We start from the raw sequence: 22,066 nt of genomic DNA, 5'->3' as shown, positions 1-22,066 counted from the left end.
GGAGAATCATCGTCATGCTTCGTTGGTTGACCGCTGGTGAGTCCCATGGCCCTGCGCTTGTCGCCGTCCTGGAAGGTCTGCCCGCCGGCGTGCAGGTGACCAGCAAGGAGATCCAGGCCGCGCTGGCCCGCCGTCGCCTCGGCTACGGCCGCGGTGCGCGGATGGCCTTCGAGGCCGATGAGCTCGAGATCGTCGGTGGCCTGCGCCACGGCACGACGATGGGCAGCCCGATCGCCCTGCGCATCGGCAACAGCGAGTGGCCCAAGTGGGAGCAGGTCATGTCGGCCGATCCGGTCGACAGCGAGATCCTCGCAGGGCTCAAGCGCAATGCGCCGCTGACCCGGCCGCGTCCCGGCCACGCCGATCTGGCCGGCATGCAGAAGTACGGCTTCGAGGAGGCCCGTCCGGTCCTCGAGCGCGCCAGCGCCCGCGAGACCGCGGCCCGGGTGGCGCTCGGCGAGATCGCCGCCCAGTTCATCCAGCAGACGACCGGGGCCACGATCGTCTCGCACGTCGTCGAGCTCGGCACCGTGCGCGCGCCCGCCGGGGTCATCCCCACCCACGCCGACGTCGACGCACTCGACGCCGACCCGGTCCGCTGCTTCGACGCGGACACCAGCGCCGCGATGGTCGCTGAGATCGACCTGGCCCACAAGGAGGGCGACACCCTCGGCGGTGTCGTCGAGGTCGTCGTGGAAGGGCTCCCGCCCGGACTCGGCTCCTACACCCACTGGGACAAGCGCCTGGACGGCCGTCTGGCCCAGGCCCTGATGGGCATCCAGGCGATCAAGGGCGTCGAGATCGGTGACGGCTTCGAGCTCGCCCGCACCCGCGGCTCCCTCGCGCACGACGAGATCGTCCCGACGCCCGAGGGCATCCGGCGGGTCTCCGGCCGTGCCGGCGGCACCGAGGGCGGCATGACGACCGGTGAGATGCTGCGCGTCCGGGCCGCCATGAAGCCCATCGCGACGGTCCCGCGTGCCCTGCGCACGATCGACGTCCAGACCGGCGAGGAGGCGCGGGCGCACCACCAGCGTTCCGACGTCTGCGCCGTGCCGGCCGCCGGCATCGTCGCCGAGGCCATGGTCGCGCTGGTCGTGGCCGACTCCATCGTCGAGAAGTTCGGTGGTGACTCGGTCGAGGAGACCCGACGCAATGTCGAGGGCTACCTGGCGAACCTGAGGCTCCGTTGAGCCCGGTCGTCGTCCTCGTCGGGCCTCCCGGCGCCGGCAAGACGACGGTCGCCCGCCGCATCGCGACACGGCTCGGGTTGACCTTCCGTGACACCGACCTGGACGTCGAGGAGCTCACCGGCACCTCGGTGCAGGACATCTTCGTCGAGCACGGTGAGCAGCACTTCCGTGCACTGGAGGAGCAGGCCGTCGCCACGGCCCTGGCCGAGCACGACGGCGTCCTGGCGCTCGGCGGCGGTGCCGTCCTCAGCGACGCGTCCCGCGCGCTGCTGCGTGAGCACCGCGTCGTGTTCCTGGACACCGGGATGGCCGCTGCCGTCGCCCGCGTCGGGCTCAACGGCAACCGGCCGCTGCTGCTGGGCAACGTCCGTTCGCAGATGAAGGGGCTCATGGACCACCGCCGCCCGCTGTACGCCGAGGTCGCCCGTCACACGGTGCTCACCGACGACCTCGACGCCGCCGGGGTCGTCGACGAGGTGCTGCGCCTGATCGAGCAGGACCGAGCATGAGCACCCGGCTGACCGTGCCCACCGCGCACCCGTACGAGGTCGTCATCGGCAACGGCGTCCACGACCAGCTGCGCGGGCTGGTCGGAGCCGATGTGCGGCGCGTCGCGATCATCCACGCGCCCACCATGGCGGCCCAGGCCGCCCGCCTGCGTGCGCCGCTGGCCGCGGACCACCTGGAGGTGCACCTCATCGAGGTGCCCGACAGCGAGCAGGCCAAGACCGCCGACGTCCTGGCGTTCTGCTGGAAGGTGCTGGGCGGGGCCGGATTCACCCGCTCCGACGTCATCGTGGGGCTCGGCGGGGGAGCCACGACCGACCTGGCCGGCTTCGTGGCCGCCAGCTGGCTGCGCGGGGTGCGGTTCGTCAACGTGCCGACCACGGTGCTCGGCATGGTCGACGCGGCCGTGGGTGGCAAGACCGGCATCAACACCGCCGAGGGCAAGAATCTCGTCGGCGCCTTCCACGAGCCCGTCGGCGTGCTGTGCGACCTGGACGTCCTGGCCGGCCTGCCCGCGCGCGAGATGCGCAGCGGCATGGCCGAGGTGATCAAGTGCGGGTTCATCGCCGATCCGACGATCCTTGACCTGGTCGAAGCGGCCCCGGACGCCGTGGCCGACCCGACGTCGTCGATCGTGGCCGAGCTGATCACCAAGGGCATCGCGGTCAAGGCGCGGACGGTCGCCGGTGACCTGCACGAGACCGGCGCGGACGGCTCGATCGGCCGGGAGGCGCTCAACTACGGGCACACCTTCGGCCACGCGATCGAGCGCTTCGAGCACTACCGGGTGCGGCACGGCGAGGCGATCTCGATCGGCATGGTGTTCGTGGCCGAGCTGGCGCACCGCTCCGGGCTGATCGAGAAGGACCTGCTGGACCGGCACCGCGCGGTGCTGTCGCTCGTGGGCCTCCCGACGGCGTACCTGCGTCCGGGCATCTGGGAGGCGCTGTCCACGACGATGCGCCTGGACAAGAAGACCCGCGGCGACCAGCTGCGGTTCGTGGTGCTCGAGGAGCTGGCCGGCCCGACGATCCTCGCCGGCCCTGACGAGTCGGTCCTGGTCGACTGCTACCGAGCCGTGTCGTCGTGAGCGCGAGCACGCAGCTGCGTCGTCAGCGCCTCGGCGCCGCCCTGACCGATCTCGGCGTCGAGGCACTGCTCGTCACGACGCTGGTCAACGTGCGCTACCTGACCGGGTTCACCGGCTCCAACGGCGCGGTGCTGGTGCTCGCGGACGGCAGCGCGGTGTTCTTCACCGACGGCCGCTACCGCGACCAGGCCGCCGAGGAGGTGCCCGACCTTGAGCACGTCATCACCCGCGACCTGATCGGTGGCATGGCCGAGCGGGCGGACGTCGCCCGCCTCGGCATCGAGTCGCACACGCTCAGCGTCGACGCGCACGCCCGCCTGCGCGAGCTGCTGCCGTCCACGTCGCTGACCGGTACCGGCCGCGTCGTCGAGAAGCTGCGCGAGGTCAAGGACGCCGAGGAGATCGACGCCCTCACCCGGGCCTGCGACATCTCGACCCGCGCGCTCGCCGGTCTGCTCGAGGGCCCCCTCGTCGGCCGCACCGAGCGCGAGGTCGCCCGCGACCTCGAGAACCGCATGCTCGACCTGGGCGCCGAGGCCATCGCCTTCGAGACGATCCTGGCCGCCGGCGAGAACTCCGCGATCCCGCACCACCACCCGACCGACCGGGTCCTGGCCCAGGGCGACCTGCTCAAGATCGACTTCGGCGCGCGCGTCGACGGCTACCACGCGGACTGCACGCGGACGGTCGTCCTGGGCACGGCCGATGACTGGCAGCGAGAGGTCCACGCCGCCGTCAAGGCCTCGCAGGCCGCTGGGCTGGACCGCCTGCGAGACGGCGTCCCCGTCAGCGATGCGGACACCGCGGCACGTGGCTCGCTGGAGGCATCGGGCTGGCTCGAGGCCTTCACGACGGGGCTCGGGCACGGCGTCGGGCTCGAGATCCACGAGGACCCGTTCGTCGCCGCCTCACACACAGGTAAACTGACCAGTCGCACCGTCCTCACGATGGAACCGGGCATCTACGTGCCGGGTCGTGGGGGAGTGCGCATCGAAGACACCGTCCTCGTGACCGCGGGTGCCCCCGAGGTACTCACCACGATGACCAAAGACCTCCTGGAGATCGGCTGATGGCCACCACGAACGACATCAAGAACGGCATGGTCCTCGACCTCGACGGGCAGCTCTGGTCCGTCGTCTGGTTCCAGCACCACAAGCCCGGCAAGGGCGGAGCGATGGTCAAGACCACGCTCAAGAACGTCATGAGCGGCAAGACCGTCGACAAGACCTTCAACGCCGGCCTCAAGATCGAGACCGCCAACGTCGACAAGCGCGACTTCCAGTACCTGTACCACGACGGCGACTCGTACGTGTTCATGGACAAGGTCACCTACGACCAGATCAACGTCAGCGAGGCCGTCGTCGGCGACGCCAAGGACTACATGCTGGACAACCAGGACGCGATGCTCGCGCTGCACGAGGGCGTCCCGCTGTACATCGAGCTGCCGGCCTCGGTCGAGCTCCTCGTGGAGTACACCGAGCCGGGCCTGCAGGGCGATCGTTCCAGCGGCGGCACCAAGCCGGCCCGCCTGGAGACCGGCAAGGAGATCCAGGTCCCGCTGTTCATCGTCAACGGCGAGAAGATCAAGGTCGACACCCGCGACGGCAGCTACCTCGGTCGCGTGTCGTCCTGATGTCAGCCCGCACCAAGTCCCGCAAGCGCGCCCTCGACATCCTGTTCGAGTCCGAGGCGCAGAACCTTCCGCCGGGCGGCACGCTCGCCGAACGGCGGAAGGATGCGGAGTACCCCGTCAACGAGTACGCGGTGCTGCTCGTCGAGGGCGTCGTGGCGCACCGCGACCGCCTCGACGAGATCATCACCGAGAACGCCAAGGACTGGACGCTCGACCGGATGCCGGCCGTCGACCGCAACCTGCTGCGCATCGGCGCCTTCGAGATCCTGTACGTCGAGGACGTCCCGGACGTCGTCGCCGTGAGCGAGGCCGTGAACCTGGCCAGCGAGCTGTCGACCGATGAGTCGCCGTCGTTCGTCAACGGGCTGCTGAGCCGCATCGTCGAGCTGAAGCCCAGCCTGACCGTCTGACCCGGCGCCATGGCCGTCGCGTCATGAACTGCCCCGTGCCTGCTCTACCACCATGAGGCCCACGACGGGTCTCGTGGCGCGCAGGAGGCAGACGCAGGGTGATCACCGAAGAGCTCATCGACCAGATGGCGCGCAAGTGCCTGGTTGACGACGACGCCTTGGACGCGGCCGTGCTGGACCACGGGTCCAAACGGATCCAGACGGTCAACCTGCACCACCTCGCGCTGGCCTCCCGATCGGCGGAGTTCGCCCGGACGATCGAGCGGGCCGACTACATCACCGCCGACGGCTGGCCGATCGTCTCGCTGATGCGGTCGCGGGGCATCGACCCGGCGCGCGTCACCGGCTCGGAGTTCATCGAGCGGATGCTGGCGGGGCGGCAGTTCCACGGCGTCAAGGCCGCGATCCTGGGGGCGAGTCGCGACGCGGGGTTCGACTTCCGTGGCCAGCTGCACGACTCCGGCCTGCACGTCGTCTTCCGTGACCACGGCAGCCGGCGCGACTGGAAGCCCAAGCGCGTGGCCAAGAAGCTGCGCAAGTACGGCGTCCAGCTGCTGATCATCGCCGTGACACCGCCCTTCGGGGACATGATCGGCGAGGAGATCCGGCTCGCCGGCTTCGACGGGGTGGTCGTCAACGTCGGCGGCGCGGTCGACATGTTCGCCGGTGACACGTCGCTCGCCCCCGAGTGGGTGCGTGCGGCCAAGATGGAGTGGTTCTACCGTCTGGCGCAGGAGCCGCGACGGTTGTTCCGCCGGTACTTCATCGAGTGCCTGCCGGTGTTCGTCAAGTACGTCCTGCCGCAGGTCTGGCGCGCCGAACGGGTGCCCGAGCAGCTGCCGGCCAGCCGTCCCCGACAGGCGCTGACCGACGGCCGGGCCGCCTGAGACTCGTCCGGCGGCGCCGCCCGGCTGCCCCTAGGGTGACCGCATGGAGACTCGAACGATCGTCAGCAGCGTCGGCCTGCCCCTGGGTGCTGCAGCCCTCGGATCCCTGGCGACGGCATCCGGCACGCAGAGCGCCTGGTACCGCTCGCTGCGCAAGCCCGCCATCCAGCCGCCGCCGGTGGTGTTCCCGGTCGTCTGGACCGCGTTGTACACCCAGACCGCCGCGGCCTCGGCCGTCGCGCAGTCCCGCATGACGCCCGCCGAGGCGAAGACCTACCGGCGCAAGCTGGCGGCCAACATGGTCCTCAACGCGGGCTGGTGCTGGTCGTTCTTCCGGGGTCACCGCCTGGTCCCGTCGATCGCGGTGGCCGGCGCCCTCGCCGCCAGCACGGTCGACCTGGCCCGCACGGCAGGAGCGGCCTCGCCCGGTGCCGGCAAGGCGCTGGCGCCGTATGCCGCCTGGAACAGCTTCGCCACCGTGCTGACGGCGGCGATCTGGCGCAAGAACCGCTGACCCGGGCTGGGCGGTGTCCCTGCCACCTTTCGCGCCGGTCGGCGGTGCCTGTGCCACCCATCACGGCCGGGATCGGTGGCTCAGGCACCGCCCACGGCCGGGACAGGTGGCTCAGGCACCGCCCACGGGCGGGGCCTCGGTGGGCGGATGCCTCCGCGAGGCGCTCGAAGGGCCGGGGACGCCCGCTGATACTGTTGCAGCGTTCAATCGACATCCTTTAACGGCCGTCCCGAGAGGCGGAGAAGGAGGTCAGACATGGTTGCGTCCGATGACGCCGCACGTGCTGACGCCACGCACACACCCCCCGAGTCGACCGTACGCACGGTCCTCGACGACCAGGACATCTCCCGGGCGCTGACTCGCATCACCCACGAGATCCTCGAACGCAACCGCGACTCCGCCGGTCTCGTCCTGCTGGGCATCCCGACGCGCGGGGTGCACCTGGCCCGTCGCATCGCCCAGCGCATGTCCGAGGTCGAGGGCCGCGAGATCACCGCGGGAGCCCTCGACGTCACGATGTACCGCGACGACCTGCGGCTCAAGCCGGCCCGGGCGCTGGAGCACACCGAGATCCCCGATGACATCGACGGCAAGATCGTCGTGCTGATCGACGACGTCCTGTTCTCGGGACGCACGATCCGTGCGGCGCTGGACGCCCTCACCGAGCTGGGACGCCCCAAGGCCGTCCAGCTGGCCGTGCTGATCGACCGCGGGCACCGCGAGCTGCCGATCCGGGCCGACTTCGTGGGCAAGAACCTGCCGACGTCGCTGGCCGAGAAGGTCAAGGTCAGGGTCGCCGAGACCGATGGCGACGACTCCGTCTCGATCACCGGGGGTGCCGCATGATCAGCAACCTCTTGAGCGCCGGGGACCTGGACCGGGCGGACGCCATCAGGATCCTCGACACCGCCGAGGAGCTGCTGGGCGTGGCCCAGCGCCCCATCAAGAAGCTGCCGACCCTGCGCGGACGCACCGTGGTGAATCTGTTCTTCGAGGACTCCACCCGCACCCGCATCTCGTTCGAGGCCGCCGCCAAGCGGCTCAGCGCCGATGTCATCAACTTCTCGGCCAAGGGATCGAGCGTCTCCAAGGGCGAGAGCCTGAAGGACACCGCGCTGACCCTGCAGGCGATGGGCGCCGACGCGGTCATCATCCGCCACCACTCGTCGGGCGCACCGCACCGGCTGGCCCAGTCCAAGTGGGTCAAGGGCGCGGTCATCAACGCCGGTGACGGCACGCACGAGCACCCCACCCAGGCACTGCTGGATGCGTTCACGATGCGCCGCCACCTCGCCCCGGACGGCGACGGCAGCCTGGTCGGCAAGAACATCACGATCGTCGGCGACGTCCTGCACAGCCGGGTCGCCCGGTCGAACGCCCTGCTGCTGGACACCCTCGGCGCGAACGTCACGCTGGTCGCGCCGCCGACCCTGCTGCCGGTCGGTGTCGACCACTGGCCGGTCAAGACGTCGTACGACCTGGACGCCTCGCTGGAGAACGCCGACGCGGTCATGATGCTGCGCGTGCAGGCCGAGCGGATGAACGCCTCGTACTTCCCCAGCGCGCGCGAGTACTCACGCCGCTACGGCCTCGACACCGCCCGGCTCGGGCGCCTGCCGTCGCACGCGATCGTGATGCACCCCGGGCCCATGAACCGCGGCATGGAGATCACCGCCGATGTCGCCGACCACGCCCGGTCGGTCATCGTCGAGCAGGTCACCAACGGCGTCGCGGTCCGCATGGCGGTCCTGTACCTCCTGCTGGGCGGCGCCTCCGGTGACACCAGCAGCCAAGACACCTCATCGAACGAAGGACGGGAATGACCTCGTACGTGATCCGGGGAGCCAAGATCCTCGGCGGAGAACCGACCGACATCGCGATCGAGGACGGCGTCATCACCGGCATCGGTGCCGACCTGAGCGGTGGCGAGGAGATCGACGCCACCGGACTGGTGGCCCTGCCCGGCCTCGTCGACCTGCACACGCACGTGCGTGAGCCCGGTCGTGAGGACGCCGAGACCGTCCTGACCGGTTCGCAGGCCGCCGCCCGCGGCGGCTTCACCTGCGTGCACGCGATGGCCAACACCGAGCCGGTCGCCGACACCGCCGGCGTCGTCGAGCAGGTCTGGCGGCTCGGCCGCGAGGGCGGCTACTGCGACGTGCAGCCCGTCGGCGCCGTCACGGCCGGCCTGAAGGGCACCCAGCTCGCCGAGCTCGGGGCGATGGCCGACTCCGCAGCCGGGGTCAAGGTCTTCTCCGACGACGGCAAGTGCGTCTCGGACGCCGTGCTGATGCGCCGTGCGCTGGAGTACGTCAAGGCCTTCGACGGCGTCATCGCGCAGCACGCCCAGGAGCCCCGCCTCACCGAGGGCGCCCAGATGAACGAGGGACCGCTGTCCGGCGAGCTGGGACTCGTCGGCTGGCCCGCGGTCGCCGAGGAGGCGATCATCGCCCGCGACGTCCTGCTGGCCGAGCACGTCGGGTCGCGCCTGCACGTGTGCCACCTGTCGACCCGCGGATCGGTCGAGATCATCCGCTGGGCCAAGAGCCGGGGCATCGACGTCACCGCCGAGGTGACCCCTCACCACCTGCTGCTGAGCGACGACCTGGTGCGCAGCTACGACCCGATCTACAAGGTCAACCCGCCGCTGCGTTCCAACGACGACGTCGAGGCGGTCCGCGACGGCCTGGCCGACGGGACGATCGACATCGTCGCGACCGATCACGCACCGCACCCCATGGAGGACAAGGAGTGCGAGTGGGCGGCCGCAGCCTTCGGCATGCTCGGGCTCGAGACCGCGCTGTCGGTCGTCCAGCAGACGATGGTCGACACCGGCCGCCTCACGTGGGAACAGGTCGCCGAGAAGATGTCGACCAAGCCGGCCGAGATCGGCCGCGTCTCCAACCAGGGTCGTCCGATCGCGGTGGGGGAGCCGGCCAACATCGTGCTGGTCGACCCCGCCGCGCAGCGCACGATCGACGCCCGCGACACCGCATCGCTGTCGCGCAACAACCCCTACGACGGGCTGACCCTGCCCGGGGAGGTCGTCGCGACCTTCCTGCGCGGCAGGCCGACGGTCCGTGACCGTGCCCTCGTGACTCCGCTAGTGAAAGAGGCTGTGACCGCATGACCGAGGCAATTCTCGTGCTGGAGGACGGCCGCGTGTTCCGCGGCGAGTCGTTCGGCGCCGTCGGCGAGACGATCGGCGAGATCGTGTTCTCGACCGGCATGACCGGCTACCAGGAGACCCTCACCGATCCGTCCTACAAGGGGCAGATCGTGGCGATGACCGCGCCGCACGTGGGCAACACCGGCGTCAACGACGAGGACTTCGAGTCCCGCCGCATCTGGGTCGACGGCTACATCGTCCGCGACCCCGCCCGTGTCCGCAGCAGCTGGCGCTCCAACCGCAGCCTCGACGAGGAGCTCGCGGCGCAGGACGTCGTCGGCATCTCCGGCATCGACACGCGCGCCCTGACCCGTCACCTGCGCGAGCGGGGATCGATGCGCGGTGCCATCAGCTCGACGTCCACCGATGTCGATGCGGTGCTGCAGCGGGTGTCCGCCGCGCCGACCATGAAGGGCGCGAACTTCCTGGCCGACGTCACGACCGACCAGACCTACGTCGTGCCGGCGGTGGGGGAGAAGCGCTTCACGGTCGCCGCGATCGACCTGGGCATCAAGGGCATGACCCCGCGTCGCCTGGCCGAGCGCGGCATCGAGGTGCACGTCATGCCGGCCACCACGACCTACGAGCAGATCGCCGCCCTCGAGCCGGACGGTGTCTTCATGTCCAACGGGCCCGGAGACCCGGCGACGGCCGACCACGCCGTCGAGACGCTCAAGGACGTGCTGGCCGCCCGCACCCCGTACTTCGGCATCTGCCTGGGCAACCAGATCTTCGGTCGCGCGCTCGACCGGGGCACCTACAAGCTGACCTACGGTCACCGCGGCATCAACCAGCCGGTGCAGGACCTCACGACCGGCAAGGTCGAGATCACCGCGCACAACCACGGCTTCGCGGTCGACGCGCCGCTCGAGGGGACGTTCGAGACCCCCTACGGGCCCGGCCGCGTGACCCATGTGTGCCTCAACGACGACGTGGTCGAGGGTCTGGCGCTGCTGGACCAGCCGGCCTTCAGCGTCCAGTACCACCCCGAGGCCGCCGCCGGCCCGCACGATGCGGCCTACCTGTTCGACCGGTTCGTGGAGCTCATGGCTTCGACGAGCTCAGCCAGCGAGGATGCGTAATGCCCAAGAGAACTGACATCAAGAGCGTCCTGGTCATCGGCTCGGGACCCATCGTCATCGGCCAGGCGGCGGAGTTCGACTACTCCGGCACCCAGGCCTGCCGGGTGCTGCGCGAGGAGGGCATCCGGGTCATCCTGATCAACTCCAACCCCGCCACGATCATGACCGACCCGGGCTTCGCCGACGCGACCTACGTCGAGCCGATCACGCCGGAGTTCGTCGAGAAGGTCATCGCCAAGGAGCGCCCCGACGCGCTGCTGGCGACCCTCGGCGGACAGACCGCCCTCAACGCCGCGATCCAGATGCACGAGGCCGGTGTGCTGGAGAAGTACAACGTCGAGCTGATCGGCGCGTCGATCGCGGCGATCCAGAAGGGCGAGAACCGCGAGTCCTTCAAGCAGGTCGTCGCGACCCTGCCGCCCGAGTGGGGCGCGGAGTCGGCCAACTCGGTCATCTGCCACACGATGCAGGAGTGCCTCGACGGCGTCGAGGGTCTCGGCGGCTACCCCGTCGTCGTGCGTCCCTCCTTCACGATGGGCGGCTCGGGCAGCGGACTGGCCTACAACGAGGAGGACCTGCACCGCATCGCCGGCTCGGGCCTCGCGCTGAGCCCGACCACCGAGGTGCTGCTCGAGGAGTCGATCCTGGGGTGGAAGGAGTACGAGCTGGAGGTCATGCGCGACACCGCCGACAACGTGGTGATCGTGTGCTCCATCGAGAACTTCGACCCCATGGGCGTGCACACGGGCGACTCGATCACCGTCGCCCCGGCGATGACGCTGACCGATGTGGAGTACCAGCGACTGCGGGACATCTCGATCGGCATCATCCGGGAGGTCGGCGTCGACACGGGCGGCTGCAACATCCAGTTCGCGGTCAACCCCGAGGACGGGCGCATCGTCGTCATCGAGATGAACCCGCGCGTGTCCCGGTCGTCCGCCCTGGCCTCGAAGGCCACCGGCTTCCCGATCGCCAAGATCGCCGCGAAGGTCGCGATCGGCTACACGCTGGACGAGATCCCCAACGACATCACGGCCGAGACGCCGGCCTCGTTCGAGCCGACCCTGGACTACGTCGTGGTCAAGGTCCCGCGCTTTGCCTTCGAGAAGTTCACCGCCGCCGACCCGACGCTGACGACGCACATGAAGTCGGTCGGTGAGGCGATGGCATTCGGCCGCAACTTCACCGAGGCGCTGCAGAAGGCGCTGCGCTCGCTGGAGAAGTCCGAGTCGGTGTTCGACTGGAGCAAGAGCTGGGTCGAGCTGGACAAGGACGAGCTGCTCAAGCAGATCGCCGTCCCGCACGACGGACGCATCAAGAAGGTCATGGACGCCATCCGGGCCGGCGCGACGCCCGAAGAGGTGTTCGCCGCGACCCGCATCGATCCGTGGTTCCTGGACCAGCTGGCGCTGATCAACGAGATCGCGGTCGAGCTCATCGAGGCTCCCGAGCTGTCGCCGGCGCTGCTGCGCCGCGCCAAGCGGCACGGCTTCTCCGATGCCCAGCTGGGACGCATCCGCGGCGTGAGCGAGGACGTCATCCGCGGCGTCCGCCACGCGCTCGGCGTGCGCCCGGTCTACAAGACGGTGGACACCTGCGCGGCCGAGTTCGCCGCCAAGACGCCGTACCACTACTCCTCGTACGACGAGGAGACCGAGGTCGAGCCGCGGACCAAGCCCGCGGTGCTGATCCTGGGCAGCGGCCCCAACCGCATCGGCCAGGGCATCGAGTTCGACTACTCGTGCGTCCACGCCGCGATGGCGCTGTCGGAGGTCGGCTACGAGACCGTCATGGTCAACTGCAACCCCGAGACCGTCTCGACCGACTACGACACCGCCGACCGGCTCTACTTCGAGCCGTTGACGCTCGAGGACGTGCTGGAGATCGTCCACGCCGAGGAGCAGGCCGGCCCCGTCGCCGGTGTCATCGTGCAGCTCGGCGGGCAGACGCCGCTCGGCCTGGCCGCGGGACTGGAGGCGGCCGGTGTCACGATCGTCGGCACCCAGCCGGCCGCGATCGACCTGGCCGAGGAGCGTGGCGCCTTCGGACAGGTGCTGGCCGCGGCGAACCTGCCGGCCCCCAAGCACGGCATGGCCACGACGTTCGACCACGCCAAGGCGATCGCCGACGAGATCGGCTACCCGGTCCTGGTGCGTCCGTCGTACGTCCTGGGCGGCCGCGGCATGGAGATCGTCTACGACGAGACCACGCTGAGCGAGTACATCAGCCGCTCGACGGAGATCTCGCCCGACCGCCCGGTGCTGGTCGACCGCTTCCTGGACGACTCGATCGAGATCGACGTGGACGCGCTCTACGACGGCCACGAGCTGTTCCTGGGTGGCGTCATGGAGCACATCGAGGAGGCCGGGGTCCACTCGGGCGACTCGGCCTGCGCGCTCCCGCCGATCACGCTCGGCGACCTGGAGATCCAGCGCATCCGGGAGTCGACCGAGGCGATCGCCAAGGGCGTGGGGGTGCGCGGCCTGATCAACATCCAGTTCGCGCTGTCCTCGGACATCCTGTACGTCATCGAGGCGAACCCCCGCGCGTCCCGCACGGTGCCGTTCGTGTCCAAGGCCACGGCGACGCAGCTGGCCAAGGCCGCCGCGCGGCTCATGCTGGGCGAGTCGATCGCCGATCTGCGCGCCGCGGGTGCGCTGCCGGCCACCGGCGACGGTGGACGGCTGCCCGACGCCGCGCCCATCGCGGTCAAGGAGGCGGTCATGCCCTTCAACCGCTTCCGCACCTACGAGGGGACGTACGTCGACACGCTGCTCGGCCCCGAGATGCGGTCCACCGGTGAGGTCATGGGCTTCGACGCCGGCTTCGGCCAGGCGTTCGCCAAGGCGCAGGCCGGCGCCCAGAACGGCCTGCCCACCTCGGGCAAGGTCTTCGTGTCGGTCGCCAACCGCGACAAGCGGCACATGATCTTCCCGGTCAAGCGGCTCGCCGACCTCGGTTTCGAGATCCTCGCGACCAGCGGCACGGCGGTCGTCCTGGCCCGCAACGGCGTGCAGGCCACGGTGATCCGCAAGATCCACGAGGAGCCGCTGCCGGGCCAGTCGCGCAGCACGATCGTGGAGAAGATCCGCGAGCAGGACGTGCAGCTCATCATCAACACGCCGCACGGTGTGACGTCCGGGGGCAGCCCCCGCATCGACGGCTACGAGATCCGGACGGCGGCGGTCGCCGAGGGCATCCCGTGCATCACCACGGTGCAGGGCCTGGCCGCGGCGGTGCAGGGCATCGAGGCGCTCATCGAGGGCAGCATCGGCGTCAAGTCGCTCCAGGAGTGGGCCGAGGTCCTCGCGGAGGCCCGCGCATGACCCCGCACCCGCTGAGTGCGACGTTTCCGCGCGTCGGTCCGCGTGCAGCCTCGCGCAAACGTCACACTCAGCGGGGAGGGGAGCACTCGTGAGCTTCGGTTCGCGCGCCCACGTGGCGATGCAGGCCTACGGGCCGGCGTGCATCGGCATCGACCCGCACGCCGCGCTGCTGGAGCAGTGGGGACTGGAGGACTCGGTCGAGGGACTCGACCGGTTCGCGAGCATCTGCGTGGAGGCCTTCGCGGGGCAGGTCGCCTTCGTCAAGCCGCAGTCGGCCTTCTTCGAGCGCTTCGGCGCCCGCGGTGTCGTCGTGCTGGAGCGCACGATCGAGGACCTGCGCCACACCGGGTCGTTGGTCGTCCTGGACGTCAAGCGCGGCGACATCGGGTCGACCGCGCAGGCGTACGCCGAGGCCTACCTGGACGACGACGCGCCCATGGCGGCCGACGCGATCACGGTCAGCCCGTTCCTGGGCTTCGGCTCGTTGGCACCGTTCTTCGAGGTGGCCGAGAAGAACGACGCCGGGGTCTTCGTGCTGGCGCTGACCTCCAACCCTGAGGGGCCCGAGGTCCAGCACGCACGCCTCGCGGACTCCAGCGGCACGACGGTCGCCGGGGGAGTGCTGGCGCAGCTCGCCGACCTCAACGCCGGCGCCGCTCCCATGGGCTCGTACGGCGCCGTGGTGGGCGCGACGATCGGCAGCGCGGACGAAGACCTGTCGATCAACGGGCCGATCCTGGTGCCCGGATTCGGGGCACAGGGCGGCACGGTCGAGGACATCCGCCGGCTGTTCGGCGACGTCATCGACCACGTCATCCCGTCCACCTCCCGCGGCGTCCTGGCCGCCGGACCCGATGTCGCCGCGCTGCGCGAGGCGGCCGCGCGCGTCAATGCCGAACTTGTAGGCTCGTAGACGCCCAGTGGCCGCTCGATCGAGGAGATCTGAATGAAGAAGACCGCTACGGTGCTGGTCACGGCCCTCGTGGCCGGCAGCGTCCTGGCCGGTTGTGGGGGCGATGACCCGTACTGCGTCGCCGTCAAGGAGAACAAGGCAGCGCTGGACACCTTCGGGCAGAAGCGCACCAATGCGGGGTTCGCGAAGTACGCCGATGCGCTGCGGGCGATCACCACGACGGCTCCCGACTCGAGCAAGGACGACTGGGCCAAGCTCGGTGCCGTCACCGACCGGGTGCTGAAGGCCCAGAAGAAGACCGACATCGCCCTGCAGGACATGGACGACCCGGCCAAGGTCGCCAAGCTCGACTCCGGGGACCTCACATCGCTGAACAACGCCTACAGTGCGTTCAACGGCACCACCAAGCAGCGCGAGGCTGTCGTCAAGGACGTCAAGGACGTCTGCGGCATCACGCTCAAATGACCCAGCTCACCCAAGCAGAGAGGTGACCCGAGTGGCTCTTCCGACACTCACCCCCGAGCAGCGCAGCGCTGCCCTGGAGAAGGCTGCCGCCGCCCGGCAGATGCGCGCCGACCTGAAGGCGCGGCTCAAGTCCTCGTCGGCAGACCTCCAGGAGGTCATCCAGGAGTCGAAGGTCAACCAGGTGGTCGCCAAGCTGCGGGTCGTCGACCTGCTGCAGTCGATGCCCGGTGTCGGCAAGGTGCGCGCGCAGGAGATCATGCAGCGCATCGGCATCGCCGACAGCCGCCGGCTGCGCGGCCTGGGCGCGCACCAGGTCGAGGCGCTGCTGGCCGAGTTCGCCGGCCGCACGGGACGTACCCGGCGTGTCTGAGGCCCCAGCACGGTCCCGGCTCATCGTCCTGGCCGGGCCGACCGCCGTCGGCAAGGGCACCGTGGCGGCGTGCGTCCGCGACCAGCACCCCGACATCTGGATCTCCGTGTCGGTCACGACCCGACCGGCGCGTCCCGGTGAGATCGACGGTGTGCACTATCACTTCATCTCCGATGAGGAGTTCGACCGGCTCGTGGCCGAGGACGGTCTGCTGGAGTGGGCCGTGGTGCACAGCGCCGCGCGGTACGGCACGCCCCGGGCCCCCGTCGAGGAGCACCTCGCCGCCGGTCGGCCGGCACTGCTCGAGATCGACCTGCAGGGTGCGCGCCAGGTGCGCAAGACCATGCCGGAGGCGTTGATGTGCTTCCTGGCGCCGCCGAGCTTCGAGGAGCTGGAGCGCCGGCTCGTCGGTCGCGGCACGGAGGGACCCGAGGAGCGCGAGCGCCGGCTGAGGACCGCACGCACCGAGCTGGCGGCCGAGTCGGAGTTCGACGTGACGATCGTGAACACCGATGTCCAGACAGCGTGCGATGAATTGGTAGACTTGTTTCGATCCGGCACCAGCCGGGTCAGTTCCTGACCGAACACCGGCCGGCTGTCCATCGCCCGGCCTTCCCATCAAACGTCTTTCTGTGAGGCTCTGTGTCCACGACACGCTCGACTGCCATCGGCATCACCAACCCGCCCCTCGACGATCTGCTCGAGAAGGCGGACAGCAAGTACAAGCTGGTCCTCTACAGCGCCAAGCGGGCGCGCCAGATCAACGCCTACTACTCCCAGCTCGGCGAGGGCCTGCTGGAGTACGTCGGACCCCTGCTGGAGACCGGCGTGCAGGAGAAGCCCCTGTCGATCGCGCTGCGCGAGATCAACGCCGACCTGCTGACGGTCGAGGACATCGATCCTGAGGCCGAGGCGGCTGCTGCAGCTGCCGCTGCCGAGCAGGCCTGACCGTCCCGGCCCCGGGTCGCGCCATGACCACGGAAGTCGTTCTCGGTGTCTCCGGCGGCATCGCGTCCTACAAGGCCGCTGAGCTGCTGCGACTGTTCACCGAGTCCGGTCACAGCGTCCGGGTCGTGCCCACGGAGTCCTCACTGAACTTCGTGGGCGCTGCCACGTGGGAGGCCTTGAGCGGCAAGCCCGTCCAGGTCGGGGTGTTCGAGCACGTCGACGAGGTCGCGCACGTCCGGATCGGCAAGTCCGCCGATCTGGTCGTGGTCGCACCCGCGACGGCCAACACCCTGGCCAAGGCAGCGCACGGACTGGCCGACGACCTGCTGACCAACACCCTGCTGACGGCGCGGTGCCCGGTGATGTTCGCCCCGGCGATGCACACCGAGATGTGGGAGAACGCCGCGACGCAGGCCAATGTCGCCACGCTGCGGGCCCGCGGGCACATCGTGCTGGAGCCGGCCGTGGGTCGTCTGACCGGTACTGACACCGGCAAGGGACGTCTGCCGGACCCGGCCGACATCTTCCGTGCCGCCGTGGCGGTCCTGGAGGGACGGCCGCAGGACCTGGTCGGCCGCCGCGTGGTCATCTCCGCCGGTGGGACGCGCGAGTTCCTCGATCCCGTCCGCTTCCTGGGCAACCGGTCGTCCGGTCGTCAGGGATTCGCCCTGGCCGAGGCCGCCGTGGCCCGCGGTGCGCAGGTGACGGTGATCGCGGCCAATGTCAGCCTGCCGTCCCCGGCGGGCGTGGACGTCGTGCCCGTCGTCAGCACCGAGGAGCTGCGCCAGCAGATGCTGCGCGCCGCCGTCGATGCCGACGCCGTCGTGATGGCCGCCGCGCCGGCCGACTTCCGTCCGGCCGAGTTCGTCGACGCCAAGATCAAGAAGACCCCCGACGGTGTCGCGCCCCAGATCCACCTGGTGGAGAATCCCGACATCCTCGTCGAGCTCGTCGCGGCCCGCACCAGCAAGAGCCCGGTCATCGTCGGCTTCGCCGCCGAGACCGGCGACGCGACCGCGACCGTGATCGAGCACGCCCGCGCCAAGCTCGCCCGCAAGGGATGCGATCTGCTGGTCGTCAACGACGTCAGCGAGGGCAAGGTGTTCGGGCGCGACGACACCGAGGCGGTCGTCCTCGGCGCCGACGGCAGCGTCGTCGAGGTTCCGCCCGGACCCAAACGGGTACTGGCGCACACGGTGTGGGACTCCGTCGTCCAGCGCATGGACTGAGCAGGAACAGCGGTCCTCCGCGCTCGTTACACTGTCGAACAGCCATCAACCCAGGAGTAATTTGTGAGCCGATTCTTCACGTCCGAGTCCGTGACCGAGGGTCACCCGGACAAGATCGCCGACCAGATCAGCGACAGCGTCCTCGACGCCCTGCTCGCGGCCGACCCCAAGAGCCGCGTCGCCTGCGAGACCTTCATCACGACCGGTCTGATCGTCGTCGGCGGCGAGGTCACGACCGAGGCGTACGCGGACATCGCGAAGATCGCCCGTGACCGCGTGCTCGAGATCGGCTACGACTCGTCGGTCAAGGGATTCGACGGTGCGTCCTGCGGCGTCCAGATCACCCTGGACGCGCAGTCGCCCGACATCGCCCAGGGCGTCGACACCGCATTCGAGGGTCGCACCGGTGAGTCGGCCGATCCGCTGGACCAGCAGGGCGCCGGCGACCAGGGCCTGATGTTCGGTTTCGCCGTCGACGAGACGCCCGAGCTCATGCCGCTGCCGATCACGATCGCGCACCGTCTGGCCGAGCAGCTCACCGCGGTCCGCAAGGACGGCACGCTGCCGTACCTGCGTCCCGACGGCAAGACCCAGGTCACGGTCGAGTACGACGACAACGACAAGCCGGTTCGCGTCGACACCGTCGTGCTGTCCACGCAGCACGAGGACGGCATCGACCTGGACTCCCAGCTGACGGTCGACATCAAGAAGCACGTCGTCGACGTCGTCCTGGCCGACTTCGACATCGACACCACCGACTACCGCCTGCTGGTCAACCCGACCGGCAAGTTCGTCATCGGCGGCCCGATGGGCGATGTGGGCCTGACCGGCCGCAAGATCATCGTCGACACCTACGGCGGCTACGCCCGTCACGGCGGTGGCGCGTTCTCCGGCAAGGATCCGAGCAAGGTCGACCGCTCGGCCGCCTACGCGATGCGCTGGGTCGCCAAGAACATCGTCGCCGCCGGCCTGGCCTCCAAGGTCGAGGTGCAGGTCGCCTACGCGATCGGCAAGGCGCACCCGGTCGGCTTCTACGTCGAGGCCTTCGGCACCGAGACCGTCCCGGTCGACAAGATCCGCGAGGCCGTCCTGGAGGTCTTCGACCTGCGCCCGGCCGCGATCATCCGCGACCTGGACCTGCTGAAGCCCATCTACGCCCAGACGGCGGCCTACGGCCACTTCGGTCGTCAGCTGCCCGGCGTCGTGTGGGAGACCACCGACCGGGCCGAGGCGCTCAAGGCCGCAGCCGGCGCCTGACGCACTGACCACGACGAAGGCTCCCCACCCGGATCGGGTGGGGAGCCTTCGTCGTGCGGTCGACCTCAGGCGCCGGCGAGCACGCCGTCCATCTGGGCCATCGACGTCCTGAGTCCCTCCTCCATGCCCATCGCGAGCACCTGCTCGAGGGCCTCACGGGATGCATAGGTCGTCACGGCGGTCATCTGCGCGCCGCCGGACGTCCCGGCGATCGAGAGCCGCATCGTCGCCTCGGGCATGCCGTCGGCCGGGTTGCCGTCGGCGTCCGCGAACTTGTCGAGGATGCTGAACGACGTCGGCGCGTCCACGTCGAGCACGTCCCACCGCCCGTGGTGCTGCTCGCCCTCGGGCGAGGTCATGTAGTAGTGGACGGTGCCCCCGGCGGTCAGGTCGTGCTCGACCACGGTGGCCGGGTAGGTGGGCGGTCCCCACCAGCGCTCGAGCTTGCGGGGATCGGCGTACAGGTCCCACACCTCCTCGACGGGATGGTCGAAGGTCGCCACGACGATCAGCGTGAGCGCGTCCAGGTCCTTGTCGATGTCCAGCTGCATTGTCATTCTCCAGTCGTGGTGTCGGTGGGGGTGTCGAGCAGGTCCGACATCCGCTGCACGCGGCCCTGCCAGGCCTCGGCGAGCTCGTCCAGGGCGTGTCGAGCGCGCTCGACGCTCTGCAGCTCCGAGCGCACCCGCAGCTCTCGGCCGTGTCGTGACTTGGTGACCAGGCCCACCCGTTCGAGCACCGCGACGTGCTTCTGCACGGCCGCGAAGCTGATGGGGTAGCCCTCGGCGAGCGCCGTCACCGACAGCTCGCCCTCGACGGTGCGTCGCACGATGTCGCGCCGGGTGGCGTCGGCGAGGGCGTGGAACAGACGGTCGATCTGCGCATCGTCAAGCATCATTGATACAACCATGTGGTTGTACGTTACGCGGGTGAGGGACGCGTGGCAAGGGATGCCCGGGGGAGAACTTCAGGACCGTCCGTGGCGGCTGGTAGAACAGCACCGTGGCCAACCCTTCGACAGGCTCAGGACGAGCGACCACGGAACCGGAGCAGCTGGCTCTCGTCCCGTCGACGGCTCCGGCGCGCAAGCAGGCCGCCAAGCCCGCCAAGCCGGCCCAGGCGCCGGCGCCTGGGCTGCCGGTGGCGCGGGTCGTCGTCGACTCCGGCCTCGCCCACCTCGACCGGCCGTTCGACTACCTCGTGCCCGAGCAGCTGTCGATCGGCGTGGTGCCCGGGTGCCGGGTCAAGGTGCGATTCGCCGGCCGGCTCGTCGACGGATTCGTGGTCGAGCGGGTCGAGCGCAGTGATCACGCCGGCCGGCTGGCCTTCCTGGCCAAGGTCGTCTCGTCCGAGCCCGTGCTCGCACCCGAGGTGCTGGTGCTGGCCCGCGCCGTCGCCGACCGGTACGCCGGCGCGCTGGGCGACGTGCTGCGACTGGCCGTGCCGCCACGGCACGCCCGGGCCGAGAAGGCCGCCCGATCGCGCGTCGACGACCCGCCGCCGGTGGGCAGCGTCGAGGGATGGCAGACCTATGTGCACGGCCTGGCGTTCGTGGCCTCCCTGCGGGCGGGTGATCGTCCGCGGGCGTGGCTCACCGCCGTGCCCGGCCCCGATCCGGCGCGGCTCGTGGCCGAGGCGGTGCTGGCGACCCTGGGGTCAGGTCGCGGCGCGGTCGTGTGCGTGCCGGATGTGCGCGACGTCGCCCGCTGGGACGCGGTCTTCACCGAGGTGCTGGGGGAGGGACGCCACGTCGCGCTGACCGCCGCCCAGCAGCCGGCCGACCGCTACCGGTCGTTCCTGGCCGCCTCACGCGGCGACGTCCAGGTGGTGCTCGGCACCCGTGCGGCGGCGTTCGCGCCGGTCCGTGAGCTGGGTCTGGTCGCGATGTGGGACGACGGCGACGACATGTTCGCCGAGCCGCGGGCCCCGTACCCGCACGCCCGCGAGGTGCTGCTGCTGCGCGCCAGCCAGCAGGAGACGGCGCTGCTGGTTGGTGGCTATGCCCGCACCGCGGAAGGGCAGTCGTTGATCGAGAGCGGCTGGTGCACCGAGCTGGTCGCCGAGCGCGGCACGCGGCGCAAGGCGTGGCCGCGCCTGGACGTCACCGACGGGTCCACAGCGGGATCGGCGCCGGTCCGGCTGCCGCACGAGGCGTTCCGCGCGATCCGCGCCGCCGAGGGCTCGGTCCTGGTCCAGGTGCCGCGCCGCGGTTACCGCGACTCGCTGTCGTGCCAGACGTGTCGCGAGCCGGCTCGCTGCCCCGACTGCCAGGGCCCGATGGGCCAGCCGTCCGCCTCGTCCGCGGTCACCTGCCGGTGGTGCGGTCGCACCGAGTCGCCGTGGACCTGCCCGCACTGCCGGGGCCACCAGCTCCGGTCGCCGGTCGTGGGTGCCCTGCGGACGGCCGAGGAGTTCGCCCGCGCCTTTCCCGATCGGGAGGTCGTGACGTCCGGCGGCGCATCGGTGCTGCCCGATCTGCCCGCCGGTCGCCGACTGGTCCTGGCCACTCCGGGCGCGGAGCCGCACGTCGAGGGCGGGTACGACGTCGTGATCCTGCTCGACACCTGGCTGATGATGGCGCGCGAGGACGTCCGCGTCGACGAGGAGTCGCACCGGCGCTGGTTCAACGCCCTCGCGCTCGCGCGACCCGGAGGCCGAGCCGTCGCGGTGGGTGACGCGTTGACCCTGCAGGCGCTGGTCCGCGCCGATCCAGCCGGGTTCGCGGCCCGCGAGCTGGCGGCCCGCGCCGAGACCCACCTGCCGCCGACTGCCCGCCTCGCGACGGTCGACGGCCCTGACGACGTCCTGGCGGCACTCGCCGAGCGGGACTGGACGCCGACCACCGAGGTGCTGGGACCCGTGCCGGTGGACCAGCGATCGCCCGATGCCGGTCAGCGCCTCATCCTGCGGGCCCCGCGGCGCGAGGGAGCGGCGCTGGCCGATGCGCTGGCCGCGGTCGCCGCCGAGCGCAGCGCCGCGAAGCTGCCGGGGCTGCGCATCCAGGTCGATCCACCGACCTTCTGAGCCGGTGGCCGGGGCCCACGCCGCCCACCCCGGCGCGAGGGCCGGCACA

23 protein-coding genes are annotated in these 22,066 nt (G+C 70.4%); 21 read left to right on the top strand and 2 right to left on the bottom strand.

All coding sequences use genetic code 11. The annotated features are described in order from the left end of the window. The first annotated feature begins 14 nt into the window (after positions 1 to 14). The 20 genes from aroC (at position 15) to metK (ending at position 18,993) form a co-directional block, all read left to right on the top strand. Complete coding sequence (gene aroC, locus NQV15_RS10120; RefSeq protein ID WP_232399701.1) at positions 15 to 1,193, top strand: chorismate synthase; 1,179 nt, start codon at positions 15 to 17, stop codon at positions 1,191 to 1,193. Next, positions 1,190 to 1,702, top strand: a complete 513-nt coding sequence (locus NQV15_RS10115) for a shikimate kinase (RefSeq protein ID WP_232399700.1) — start codon at positions 1,190 to 1,192, stop codon at positions 1,700 to 1,702. Before aroC ends, NQV15_RS10115 begins: the two co-directional genes overlap by 4 nt. Beyond that, positions 1,699 to 2,790 (top strand): 3-dehydroquinate synthase, encoded by a 1,092-nt coding sequence (gene aroB, locus NQV15_RS10110; protein WP_232399699.1) that lies wholly within the window; start codon positions 1,699 to 1,701, stop codon positions 2,788 to 2,790. Before NQV15_RS10115 ends, aroB begins: the two co-directional genes overlap by 4 nt. Continuing rightward, positions 2,787 to 3,860: a M24 family metallopeptidase gene (locus NQV15_RS10105; RefSeq protein ID WP_232399698.1), complete on the top strand. Its 1,074-nt coding sequence runs from the start codon at positions 2,787 to 2,789 to the stop codon at positions 3,858 to 3,860. Before aroB ends, NQV15_RS10105 begins: the two co-directional genes overlap by 4 nt. After that, on the top strand, positions 3,857 to 4,423 hold the full coding sequence (efp, locus tag NQV15_RS10100) for an elongation factor P (RefSeq protein ID WP_232399815.1): 567 nt from the start codon (positions 3,857 to 3,859) through the stop codon (positions 4,421 to 4,423). Before NQV15_RS10105 ends, efp begins: the two co-directional genes overlap by 4 nt. Continuing rightward, positions 4,423 to 4,833, top strand: a complete 411-nt coding sequence (nusB, locus tag NQV15_RS10095) for a transcription antitermination factor NusB (protein ID WP_232399697.1) — start codon at positions 4,423 to 4,425, stop codon at positions 4,831 to 4,833. Before efp ends, nusB begins: the two co-directional genes overlap by 1 nt. A 98-nt stretch (positions 4,834 to 4,931) precedes the next feature. After that, positions 4,932 to 5,720 carry a WecB/TagA/CpsF family glycosyltransferase gene (locus NQV15_RS10090; RefSeq protein ID WP_232399696.1) on the top strand — a complete coding sequence of 263 codons (789 nt, stop codon included), beginning with the start codon at positions 4,932 to 4,934 and terminating at the stop codon, positions 5,718 to 5,720. Positions 5,721 to 5,763: 43 nt separating this feature from the next. Then, a complete protein-coding gene (locus tag NQV15_RS10085) occupies positions 5,764 to 6,234 on the top strand; it encodes a TspO/MBR family protein (RefSeq protein WP_232399695.1) in 471 nt (156 codons plus the stop codon). 255 nt (positions 6,235 to 6,489) lie between these two features. Then, complete coding sequence (gene pyrR / locus NQV15_RS10080; protein ID WP_232399694.1) at positions 6,490 to 7,080, top strand: bifunctional pyr operon transcriptional regulator/uracil phosphoribosyltransferase PyrR; 591 nt, start codon at positions 6,490 to 6,492, stop codon at positions 7,078 to 7,080. Continuing rightward, the gene (locus tag NQV15_RS10075) at positions 7,077 to 8,057 is read left to right on the top strand and encodes an aspartate carbamoyltransferase catalytic subunit (protein WP_232399693.1); all 981 of its coding nucleotides are present in this window, start codon (positions 7,077 to 7,079) and stop codon (positions 8,055 to 8,057) included. Before pyrR ends, NQV15_RS10075 begins: the two co-directional genes overlap by 4 nt. Beyond that, positions 8,054 to 9,364, top strand: a complete 1,311-nt coding sequence (locus tag NQV15_RS10070; protein WP_232399692.1) for a dihydroorotase — start codon at positions 8,054 to 8,056, stop codon at positions 9,362 to 9,364. Before NQV15_RS10075 ends, NQV15_RS10070 begins: the two co-directional genes overlap by 4 nt. After that, a complete protein-coding gene (carA, locus tag NQV15_RS10065; RefSeq protein WP_232399691.1) occupies positions 9,361 to 10,485 on the top strand; it encodes a glutamine-hydrolyzing carbamoyl-phosphate synthase small subunit in 1,125 nt (374 codons plus the stop codon). The genes NQV15_RS10070 and carA overlap by 4 nt, the downstream gene beginning before the upstream one ends. Next, positions 10,485 to 13,811, top strand: a complete 3,327-nt coding sequence (carB, locus tag NQV15_RS10060) for a carbamoyl-phosphate synthase large subunit (protein ID WP_232399690.1) — start codon at positions 10,485 to 10,487, stop codon at positions 13,809 to 13,811. The genes carA and carB overlap by 1 nt, the downstream gene beginning before the upstream one ends. 88 nt (positions 13,812 to 13,899) lie before the next feature. After that, the gene (gene pyrF, locus NQV15_RS10055; protein ID WP_232399689.1) at positions 13,900 to 14,724 is read left to right on the top strand and encodes an orotidine-5'-phosphate decarboxylase; all 825 of its coding nucleotides are present in this window, start codon (positions 13,900 to 13,902) and stop codon (positions 14,722 to 14,724) included. A gap of 33 nt (positions 14,725 to 14,757) precedes the next feature. Next, the gene (locus NQV15_RS10050; protein WP_232399688.1) at positions 14,758 to 15,189 is read left to right on the top strand and encodes a hypothetical protein; all 432 of its coding nucleotides are present in this window, start codon (positions 14,758 to 14,760) and stop codon (positions 15,187 to 15,189) included. A 31-nt stretch (positions 15,190 to 15,220) separates the two neighbouring features. Continuing rightward, positions 15,221 to 15,559 carry an integration host factor, actinobacterial type gene (mihF, locus tag NQV15_RS10045; RefSeq protein ID WP_232399687.1) on the top strand — a complete coding sequence of 113 codons (339 nt, stop codon included), beginning with the start codon at positions 15,221 to 15,223 and terminating at the stop codon, positions 15,557 to 15,559. Beyond that, positions 15,552 to 16,139: a guanylate kinase gene (gene gmk / locus NQV15_RS10040; protein ID WP_232399686.1), complete on the top strand. Its 588-nt coding sequence runs from the start codon at positions 15,552 to 15,554 to the stop codon at positions 16,137 to 16,139. The genes mihF and gmk overlap by 8 nt, the downstream gene beginning before the upstream one ends. Positions 16,140 to 16,201: 62 nt before the next feature. Then, positions 16,202 to 16,507 carry a DNA-directed RNA polymerase subunit omega gene (gene rpoZ, locus NQV15_RS10035; RefSeq protein WP_232399685.1) on the top strand — a complete coding sequence of 102 codons (306 nt, stop codon included), beginning with the start codon at positions 16,202 to 16,204 and terminating at the stop codon, positions 16,505 to 16,507. Between the two features lie 23 nt (positions 16,508 to 16,530). Next, positions 16,531 to 17,736, top strand: a complete 1,206-nt coding sequence (gene coaBC / locus NQV15_RS10030) for a bifunctional phosphopantothenoylcysteine decarboxylase/phosphopantothenate--cysteine ligase CoaBC (protein ID WP_232399684.1) — start codon at positions 16,531 to 16,533, stop codon at positions 17,734 to 17,736. Positions 17,737 to 17,799: 63 nt separating this feature from the next. After that, positions 17,800 to 18,993, top strand: a complete 1,194-nt coding sequence (gene metK / locus NQV15_RS10025) for a methionine adenosyltransferase (protein ID WP_232399683.1) — start codon at positions 17,800 to 17,802, stop codon at positions 18,991 to 18,993. Positions 18,994 to 19,058: 65 nt separating this feature from the next. On the opposite strand, the gene NQV15_RS10020 is transcribed toward metK, so the two are convergent. Both NQV15_RS10020 and NQV15_RS10015 read right to left on the bottom strand, forming a co-directional pair. Next, on the bottom strand, positions 19,059 to 19,550 hold the full coding sequence (locus tag NQV15_RS10020; protein WP_232399682.1) for an SRPBCC family protein: 492 nt from the start codon (positions 19,548 to 19,550) through the stop codon (positions 19,059 to 19,061). After that, a complete protein-coding gene (locus NQV15_RS10015; RefSeq protein ID WP_232399681.1) occupies positions 19,547 to 19,891 on the bottom strand; it encodes an ArsR/SmtB family transcription factor in 345 nt (114 codons plus the stop codon). The genes NQV15_RS10020 and NQV15_RS10015 overlap by 4 nt, the downstream gene beginning before the upstream one ends. A 104-nt stretch (positions 19,892 to 19,995) precedes the next feature. Here NQV15_RS10015 and NQV15_RS10010 point away from each other — a divergent pair, with 104 nt between their 5' ends. After that, positions 19,996 to 22,017 carry a primosomal protein N' gene (locus tag NQV15_RS10010; RefSeq protein WP_232399680.1) on the top strand — a complete coding sequence of 674 codons (2,022 nt, stop codon included), beginning with the start codon at positions 19,996 to 19,998 and terminating at the stop codon, positions 22,015 to 22,017. Positions 22,018 to 22,066: the final 49 nt, after the last annotated feature.

It is taken from the genome of Aeromicrobium wangtongii (assembly GCF_024584515.1).
GTDB classification, from domain to species: Bacteria; Actinomycetota; Actinomycetes; order Propionibacteriales; family Nocardioidaceae; genus Aeromicrobium; species Aeromicrobium wangtongii.
Note: the sequence above shows the minus strand (reverse complement) of the source record. Positions and strands in the feature narration are given on the sequence as shown.